Source organism: Microcoleus sp. Pol12A5 (genome assembly GCF_036701435.1).
Lineage (GTDB): Bacteria > Cyanobacteriota > Cyanobacteriia > Cyanobacteriales > Microcoleaceae > Microcoleus.
Window position 1 is genome coordinate 1 of sequence record NZ_JAUBQU010000172.1, and the last position, 8,916, is coordinate 8,916.

The following is an 8,916-nucleotide window of genomic DNA, read 5'->3' on the forward strand; positions in this document are numbered from 1 at the left end:
CCGTTTTGATGAATTGTCATTTGTTAATTCCTCAAGCGAAGTGTTAGCTGGCTGGCGATGGCTTTTTGTGGAACATTGTTCACGAAGTCAGAATCTTCTCAATACGCCGATCGGGGATAAGCCACATTATTGCAACTAAAACATACAGCATGAAAGCCAACCATGAGTTCACAAAGGAAAGCAGGATTGCTACGGCATAAATCACCAATGTTACCTTACCCTTAAAGTCTCGCCCAAGTGCGATAGCCAGAGTGGAATCTTTACCGTGGTGAGAAATAAGAACACGAGTAAGAATGAAGTAAGCGATCGCAGCCAACAACAGCACTGCGCCATAAAGCGCAACTGGCCAGGCCGCGAAGTGGTTCTCGCCTGTCCAGGCAGTGACAAAGGGAATGAGTGACAACCAGAACAGCAGATGCAAATTAGCCCACAACACATTACCATTGACGTGCCGAGCCGCTTGTAACAAGTGATGGTGGTTGTTCCAGTAGATACCAAGATAAATAAAACTGAGTACATAGCTCAGAAATACTGGAAGTAGCGGACGCAGCGCAGCTAAATCAGCTTCATGGGGCACTTTCAATTCCAGCACCATTATGGTGATGAGAATGGCGATTACACCATCGCTGAAGGCTTCTAACCTGCCTTTACCCATTTTTGTAGATCCTCCTTTTTTGCTTACTTCAAAGTAAGTTGCGATCGAACATATCATTTCTCGATCAAAGTATAGCAAGACTCACGCAAAGCAACCGGGTTTATGTGAAAAATATAAGAGTCTCAACGAGATATCTGCGAAGAAACTTCGCTATTTTGTCAATTGGTAGGCCGAGGGCAGTTTTCATTCAGCCTCCTTACTTTGACTTAAAAAGGAATGAGTTTATTCTCATCGCTGAATTCAACTAATATGTATTCACGGGCGCTTTCGGGAACAGTATTATCAGACACGATAATTTGCAAACGATTTTGATACTCATGACTAATTCGGATGATGCAGCTGTAAACAGCTTCAATACGTTCGCGATCTAGCCCTTCATAGCCAATATTGCCGGATAAACCATCAATTAGCAGGATATTTGGAAGCTTTAAGTCAAAATGGATACAAGTTAATTGATGTGCAAGCGCATGAGCAACATTGACCATCACTTTAAGACCCTGAGACTCCAATTCATCAAAACGTCTGCCCTCAAAACGTGGTAGGTATGTTTTTCGGTCAATGATTGATGGTCCCGGATCTGAAAAAGAAGGTACTCGAATTTCTCGAAGAATTTCTTGATAAGTTCTGTCTAAAAAACCTATGTAATTTTCAAATTCTGAAACTCGGCTATTAGCTAAATCAATCGCCGTATCTAACTCTTCAAGATTGGATTCCAGTTGTTGAATAGTATTGATAGCCTGATCGTGCCGATTATACAATCCGAGATATTCTTCTAGACGCTGCTTCTGCTCCTGTAATTGGGTGCGATGCTGCTCCACTTGTGCGATTTGCTCTGCTTGCTCAGAAACATAGCGACGAGTCCGATGATTTATCTCGAAAGATAAGGTTTGGCGTTGTGCATCTAGTCGGGTGATTTCCTGTTCAATATCGGTAGTTGCAGTGCGATGTGCATTCACTAGCTCAAAGGTTTCAGTGATTTGTTGTTCTAATCTGTCTTGTTCCTTAATCAAATCATCTTGGGTAATTTGAGGTTCTGGTTGTTGCAGGCAAAGATAACAAATTTCTGGTTGGGTTCGGGATGGTTGAATAGAAGAGCCACAGCGTGGGCAGGAAAGGAAATCGAAGTCTAACAAATATTTTCCTGCTACAATAGACTTGGTAAGTCTGGCACTTTGGGTTTGTAGTTGGGCAATGAGACTCTGTTTCTGTGCGAGGCTATATTGCTCATACTGAAGCTTCTGGTGAAGTTCATCCAATTTCTGCTGCACTTCTAAGAGGTTCTCTCGCAACTCATCTGTATTTGTATAGCCTCTAATTTCCTGCCCTAGAGTTTCTGAATCCAAATATGCTGTTTCTAGTTCTCTAATTACATTGTTAAGGTTATGGAGAATGGCTGCTCGATTCTCAAACGGCGTTCCAGTAAGAAATTCATCAATTGTTTTAGTGTAATTCTGTAAACGCCGAATTTCACTTACTGTTTCACGGCGTTTCATCTGTAGCTGAGCTATTTCGACATCATACTTACCATAAATAACTTCAAAGACATACTTGCGTTTGTTGTTTTTTGGAAAATTGGTATGTCCAAAAACGCTACTGTCAATTTCATCTTGACGAAGATGGCAATACATCATGTAATCATTGATAGATAAAGGTGATGTATCGCTGTCATCTTGAGTCGGGGCTGTAGGCACTCTCAAAGTTGGCAAATTGAGTTGTTCTAACAACCACGTTCCATAGGTTTCTTCATCAGATTTACTACGCAAAGCTGGTAAACGTTTTGTCTCATTTTCACCAGCGATAGAAATCAGTGCATCACTGGTCGTAACGAAAGGTCTGATAATCTCATACGCATTGTCGCCAATGATAATCTCTCCAACGAGATGAGTGATTTTCTGTCGTGCTTCCCTTGAAAAATCTTTGAGAATAGAACCCAATAACCCGCGAAAGCACTTGATCAAGGTTGTTTTGCCAGTGGTGATCGAACCAGTGATGATTTTCAGTCCAGGTGTTATGGAAAATTCACGACCCGTGCCTACCAAGTCGATTTTATTGATGTGAATTCTCATAACTTTTGCCCCCAAGAAGCACCAGTAACTTCAGGAAAGTGCTGGTAAATAAAATTCTTGAGATTACTACCAGAAAGGTCAAAATTCTGTTTTAGAAGTTTGATACGTGCGCTAGTTTCTTGCCAAGAATCTTCCTTGGCAAGTTTTTTGGCAAGTTCTGAACCTAATGTTGTAGCACGATAGTCAATCCCTTGATCGTGGGAAGCAGTTTCAACTAACCCTTTACCAATGAGCTTGCCAAGAATAGCATAATGTGACGGGTCCCAAGGTCCATATCGATATCGAATCATCCTCCCTTCAATATTATGTTGTTCTTCATGGGCTACTTCCATAACTTGGCTCGATGTACGAATGGCTAGAGCGCGTTGCATGAAGCCTGGATAGCGTAACAGAAAATCAAGCTTAGCTAATTTTGTTCTGCCTTCCAGAGATTTGGTTCGTGTAGTGAAAGCATTAATAAGCAGCAGGATACGTGCTTCACTTTCGATAGAAGGTTGAAATAGTTCCTTACGCAATTTTAACCCCCCAATCAATGCGACACTCATCAGAAAGCCCACAGACTGCACCGAGTAACAGATAAGGATCTTGCTTATATAGGCGATGGGGATCGACAGACTCCTTTTTCTCAGTTAGCTCATGGAGCACCATTCTCCAGATAATCTTGGCTGGTTTTTCTGCTTCATCATGATTTTCTACAATTGAATTTGTGAGTGTCTGGATTCGGAACTGCACGTCAGTCATTTTATCTTCTTGGTCTACGAAGCCAGATGCTAGGATTTCGGCTTCACGCATAGAGGCATTGGCTCGTAAGTTTTTCGCATCTTTGATAATGCGTTCTGTAGCTCCGCCCGCAACGAGTTTCTTTTCTAGCTTAGTTAGAGTAGGTGCATTAAGATCAGTAATTCGCCGCAGCAAGGGATAATCGCCAATTGTGAGGGAGCCGAGGATATCAGTGATATTGCTGGCAGTAAGGCGTTTTGCATCGACTCTGGCTCTGTTCCCATCTTCAGTTTCCTCTACCTTCGCGATGTAATAATATAAAAGATTATCCAATCGAGCGCATGACATTGCTCGAAGAATTTCATCAGTAAGTTTTTCCTCTAAAGATGCGATTTCACAGATTGTGGTGCTTGCTGAGACTTGCCCCATTAGGTGAATATTATGTGATGTAATATTTGCTCTAGGAGGCTGATTGGGATGAACAGTGACAGATTTTAGAAAAACTCTGCATTTAGAATCTTCAATCTCAAGTTTTTCAGATATTCTGTGTATAATTTTGTCTGAAATATCCGTATTGCGTGGAGCTAAGGCATTAAGATCATCTGTTGATGATATCGCTCCTTCGATAAAGAGACTGTATTTAGCTTCTAAATGGGATGTTTCCTGAAAAGCTCGATATAAACTTTTTAACCCATCTATAGCATCACCCAATTTCCATGGACCTCGTTCTGCATTCCGGGTTTTAACTTGGATGAAATGCCAATAATCATCGTATTCAATGACAATATCTTCAAAGTGCTCCATGATGATGGAGCGGATCTTCTCCTTACGCGCACATGCCAGACAGAAAGGCAAAGCAAGTTGAGCCTGATAGCGAAACCGTTTCAACGTATCTGTGCCTGTATCATCGGGCGGTGTCTGATGGAGAGGATTTTTCATCGCGTACTGCTCTGGAAGCGTTGGGTAAGGCTAGATATCTAATTATCGTCGGTATTGGTATAATAAGCTTAAATCACCATCAGCGCTACACTAAGTTAGGTGAATAATTGTATATACAGATGACTATTTTTACTCTGCGATCGATCAAAAAAGACTTCGGCATCAAGGAACTCTTGACAGATGCAAGTTTCAGCCTCGATGAAGGCGATAAAGTCGGACTCATCGGCACCAACGGTTCCGGCAAATCAACGCTGCTGAAAATGATTGCCGGTTTGGAGTCGATCGACTCTGGCGATCGCTGGGTCAATCCAGGCTCTAAAATTGTCTATCTCCCCCAACAGCCAGATTTAGACGAAAATCACACTGTCTTAGAGCAAGTATTTGCTGACAGCGGCGAACAAATGGCCTTAGTGCGGGAATACGAGGAAATTTCCGCTCAACTGTCCCACGGCAAAGGCGATACAGACAAGTTGATGGCGCGTCTGTCTGCGGTGTCTGAACGCATTGATGAGGTGGATGCGTGGGATTTGGAAACCAAGGCGAAATTGATTTTGACCAAGTTGGGGATTCAGGATTTTGATGCGAAAATTGGCGATTTGTCGGGCGGCTACCGCAAGCGAATTGCCTTAGCAACGGCTTTGTTGTCCGAGCCCGATGTGTTGCTGATGGATGAACCGACAAACCACTTGGATGCGCTGTCTGTGGAGTGGTTGCAGAACTATTTGAACGGCTATCGCGGTGCTTTGCTGCTGATTACCCACGATCGCTATTTTCTCGATCGCGTTACCAATCGCATCCTAGAGATCGATCGCGGCGACCTTTACAATTATGCTGGCAATTACGCTTATTACTTGGAGAAAAAAGCCTTAGCTGAAGAATCGGCCGCCAGCACAGTTCGCAAACACGCGGGTGTATTGCGGCGCGAATTGGAATGGCTCAAACGCGGGCCGAAGGCGCGCAGTACCAAGCAAAAAGCGAGGATCGATCGCATTAAAGATATGCGCGCCCAGGAGTTCAAAACAGCCAACGGCAAAGTCGAGATTGCCACAGCGGGCCGCCGGATTGGTAAGAAGGTGATTGAGTTACTGAATATTTGTAAAGCTTACGGCGAGCGCACCTTAATTAAAGATTTTACCTACAATTTCACTCCCGAAGACCGGATAGGAATTATTGGTAGCAACGGCGCGGGAAAATCGACGCTGATGGATATCATCACCGGACGCATTCAGCCGGATTCGGGTACTGTCGAAATTGGCACAACCATTCATATCGGTTATTTTGACCAGCATTCAGAGGATTTGACCCCGAACGAAGACCAGCGAGTTATTGAATACTTGAAAAGTGTGGCGGAATTGGTGCAAACGGCGGATGGGGAAATCATTACCGCTTCTCAAATGTTGGAAAAGTTTCTGTTTCCACCGAACCAACAGTATGCACCGATTAACAAACTTTCGGGCGGGGAGAAGCGCCGATTATTTCTGTTGAAAGTGCTGATGAGTGCGCCGAACGTGCTGATTTTGGACGAACCGACAAACGACTTAGACGTGCAGACATTGGCGGTTTTGGAGGATTATCTCGAAGATTTTAACGGCTGCGTGATTGTGGTGTCCCACGATCGCTATTTTCTCGATCGCACGATCGACATGGTTTTCGCCTTGGAACCGGGCGGCAATTTGCGCTTGTATCCCGGCAATTATTCCGTGTATTTAGACTACAAGAAAGCCGAAGAAGCTAAGGAAATCCAAGGGCAAAAAGAAAAAGAAAAACTTACACGCACCGCTGAATCCAACAATTCAAAATCCCCCACTTCCACTCAAAAATCTACCAAAGTTTCCTTTAATGATAAGCGGGAATACGAACAATTAGAAAATAAAATTCCGCAGATGGAAGCTGAAAAAGAAGAGATTGAGAAGATTTTGTACAACAATGCTCCTACCGGGTTTGCCGAGGTGAAGAAGTTATCGGATCGTTTGGCTCAGTTGACGAAGGAGATCGATCGGGCGACTGAGCGCTGGTTGGAATTGGCGGAACGGGTGGGTTAATTTGGGTTGTCCGAGTGTTGTGTTTAGCTCCTGTTAATAATGACAGGAGCTAGAAGAATTATGAGTTAAAAAATCCCATGCTGAAACGAATATATATTGACAATTTTCGCTGTTTGGTAAATTTTGAACTAGATCTTGAGGCAATTAATCTATTTCTGGGTTCTAACGGCTCGGGTAAATCAACAGTTTTTGAGGTGTTGCAGAAAATCCAAGCATTGGTCAGCGGCGACAGTAAGGTTGAAGGAATTTTCAAACTTGCGGACTGCACCCGCTGGCAAACTTTACAAATGCAGCGTTTCGAGCTAGAAATTCTCGGTAATGGCGGCTCCTACACATATCAATTAGGAATTGAACACAATCGAGATAAATGTCGTGTTGGGTACGAGCGTCTGTTCTTTGATAACCAGCCTTTACTAAAATTTGAATTAGGCGAAGTTCAACTCTATCGAGATGATTCTACAGAGGGCCCGCAATACCAGTTTGACTGGTCGCAATCTATGCTGGCTTCATTAATGCCAAGAAAGGAAAACACGAAGTTAACTTGGTTTAGAGAACGGATGGCGCGATTTATCATCGTACAAGTTGTTCCTAGCTTGATGGTTGATGAAAGTAGCCAAGAACAAATGCGTTTGACTCCTAAGATGGAAAATTTTGTTTCTTGGTATCGCTACTTATCTGGAGATCAAGGTAAAATTGCTGAAATTGGAAATATTTTAAGAGATGTTTTGGATGGATTCACAAATTTTAAGTTTGAGCGAGTAAGCGAAGAGAATGTGGTGTTAAAGCTGCGGTTTTCAGGAGAAACAGATAACAGCAAGCCAATTGAATATCGTCTCGGAGAATTGTCGGAAGGACAAAAAACATTAGTTGCTTTATACGCGCTGATTTACGGTACTAAATCTGAAGACTATACCTTGTGGATTGATGAACCGGAAAACTTTTTAGCATTGCCAGAAATTCAACCCTGGCTGATTGAACTTTATGACCTTTGTAGCGAGGGAAAACTTCAAGCATTACTAATTTCTCACCATCCTCAGTTAATTAACTATCTTTTAGCTTCACCGATTGGCTATTGGTTTGAGCGTCAAAGCAATGCTGCTGTTCGAGTCAAACGAATTAGCGATAAAGTAGCTGACAATTCTGGCTTGACAGTTTCTGAACTAATTGCACGGGGGTGGTTGAATGAGCCAGCGTAGAGTTCAGATTGTCATTCTCTGCGAGGACAGACAGCAGGAGGTTTTTGCGCGTTATTTCCTAAAAAAGCGAGGTTTTAGAGGTCCATTTCTTCCTAAAATATGTCCGCCCGGTAGCCAAGCTGGAGAACAGTATGTACGCACTGAGTATCCGAAGGAAGTGAAAGCTTATCGCCAGAATAGAAACCGGATGGCGATTGGATTAGTTGTGTTAATTGATGCAGATACGGGTACGCTGGAAGCAAGACTTAATTGGTTAGCTAGTCTCCTTAATAAAGATAAGCAGGAAAAGAGGGGATCGAAGGAAGCGATCGCAATTTTTGTTCCCAAGCGCAATATTGAGACTTGGATACACTACTTGCAGGAAGAAAATGTGAATGAAGAGGATGATTATGCAAAATTTGAGAAAAATGAAGCTGCTTGCAAAACCGCTGTTGAGGATTTAGCCGATCGATGTTATTCTCAGAGCTTACCAGAAGATGCGCCGCCATCGCTTCAGGCAGCTTGTGGGGAATTACAGCGGTTGTTACCACTGTTGCAGCCATGAGTTATGAGAAAATCTGCAATCGGTTATTACTGTCAAGCAAACTGATCAAAAACTTAAGACGGATAAAAGTCTGAAATCCATGTCAAAGCAGCAATGCGATCGGAAACAGCGGCAAAAAACCCGCTTTTTTTGCGAGAGCCTCAAGTAAAGCTGTGTGTCAAAAACAGCCAAGCCCCGGAGGGTGGGGTTGACAAAAGCAGTAGAATGTGCAGTAAAAGTCAGCCTAAACAAATAAGACTGGCAGCAGAAAACAGGGACTAAAAGGCCCAAAACAGGTAAAAAAAAAGTCGATCGGGCAAAGTAAGTTGGCCGAGGACTAAAAATATGGTGATGGGTGAGATACAATTGACCTGTTCTTAACCAAGAATTGGTCAACATCACAAGTATCCTGTAGAAGTCTGAAGTTGAGAATCTCAGGGTTGTCGAGGAGCGGGAGCAAACAGAAAACTATGCCTCAAAAAGTAATCGCCAAACAGATGTCTTTGGAATCAGCGTCAGAGCCGATCGCCGTGAGGGCGACGGTGGAAACAGTGCCAGCCGAAGCAGTGGCAGTAGAGTCCTACGCCGATCGGTTGATGGACGAACTGTTTGAAGGAGTCGATCGAGCATTCGACGGCAGCGACGGACTGCCATCGGATCCCGTGCAGCCTGAATTCGTGGCGCTCAAGTCGATCTCAGTACCTCAAATAGTTTTGTCGCAGTTGGCACCCCCCCAGCCGCAGCGGGACGAAAAAGACGTAGAAGCGATCGCCCG

7 protein-coding genes and 1 pseudogene are annotated in these 8,916 nt (G+C 43.5%); 4 read left to right on the forward strand and 4 right to left on the reverse strand.

The annotated features are described in order from the left end of the window. Positions 1-79 precede the first annotated feature (79 nt). The 4 genes from QUA45_RS26345 to QUA45_RS26360 all read right to left on the reverse strand — a co-directional run bounded on the left by QUA45_RS26345 (position 80) and on the right by QUA45_RS26360 (position 4,380). Positions 80-655 carry a TMEM175 family protein gene (locus QUA45_RS26345; protein WP_333222710.1) on the reverse strand — a complete coding sequence of 192 codons (576 nt, stop codon included), beginning with the start codon at positions 653-655 and terminating at the stop codon, positions 80-82. Positions 656-861: 206 nt separating this feature from the next. Continuing rightward, positions 862-2,721 (reverse strand): AAA family ATPase, encoded by a 1,860-nt coding sequence (locus QUA45_RS26350; RefSeq protein WP_333222712.1) that lies wholly within the window; start codon positions 2,719-2,721, stop codon positions 862-864. Next, entirely contained in the window at positions 2,718-3,236 is a 519-nt protein-coding gene (locus tag QUA45_RS26355; RefSeq protein ID WP_333222714.1) for a hypothetical protein, read from the reverse strand. Before QUA45_RS26355 ends, QUA45_RS26350 begins: the two co-directional genes overlap by 4 nt. Beyond that, positions 3,229-4,380 (reverse strand): dsDNA nuclease domain-containing protein, encoded by a 1,152-nt coding sequence (locus QUA45_RS26360; RefSeq protein WP_333222716.1) that lies wholly within the window; start codon positions 4,378-4,380, stop codon positions 3,229-3,231. The genes QUA45_RS26355 and QUA45_RS26360 overlap by 8 nt, the downstream gene beginning before the upstream one ends. Positions 4,381-4,499: 119 nt before the next feature. Here QUA45_RS26360 and QUA45_RS26365 point away from each other — a divergent pair, with 119 nt between their 5' ends. From QUA45_RS26365 to QUA45_RS26380, 4 genes and pseudogenes are all read left to right on the forward strand, one after another. Continuing rightward, complete coding sequence (locus tag QUA45_RS26365) at positions 4,500-6,422, forward strand: ABC-F family ATP-binding cassette domain-containing protein (protein ID WP_333222718.1); 1,923 nt, start codon at positions 4,500-4,502, stop codon at positions 6,420-6,422. Positions 6,423-6,499: 77 nt separating this feature from the next. After that, positions 6,500-7,618: an AAA family ATPase gene (locus tag QUA45_RS26370; protein WP_333222720.1), complete on the forward strand. Its 1,119-nt coding sequence runs from the start codon at positions 6,500-6,502 to the stop codon at positions 7,616-7,618. After that, on the forward strand, positions 7,605-8,162 hold the full coding sequence (locus QUA45_RS26375; protein WP_333222722.1) for a hypothetical protein: 558 nt from the start codon (positions 7,605-7,607) through the stop codon (positions 8,160-8,162). Before QUA45_RS26370 ends, QUA45_RS26375 begins: the two co-directional genes overlap by 14 nt. 449 nt (positions 8,163-8,611) lie before the next feature. Further along, positions 8,612-8,916, forward strand: a pseudogene (locus QUA45_RS26380) (hypothetical protein); the annotation flags it as partial.

Excerpts from the sequence above, each read along its gene's own strand:
- QUA45_RS26375 (WP_333222722.1), top strand. The coding sequence starts at position 7,605 with ATGAGCCAGCGTAGAGTTCAGATTGTCATTCTCTGCGAGGACAGACAG.
- QUA45_RS26350 (WP_333222712.1), bottom strand. The coding sequence starts at position 2,721 with ATGAGAATTCACATCAATAAAATCGACTTGGTAGGCACGGGTCGTGAA.
- QUA45_RS26365 (WP_333222718.1), top strand. The coding sequence starts at position 4,500 with ATGACTATTTTTACTCTGCGATCGATCAAAAAAGACTTCGGCATCAAG.
- QUA45_RS26345 (WP_333222710.1), bottom strand. The coding sequence starts at position 655 with ATGGGTAAAGGCAGGTTAGAAGCCTTCAGCGATGGTGTAATCGCCATT.
- QUA45_RS26360 (WP_333222716.1), bottom strand. The coding sequence starts at position 4,380 with ATGAAAAATCCTCTCCATCAGACACCGCCCGATGATACAGGCACAGAT.
- QUA45_RS26370 (WP_333222720.1), top strand. The coding sequence starts at position 6,500 with ATGCTGAAACGAATATATATTGACAATTTTCGCTGTTTGGTAAATTTT.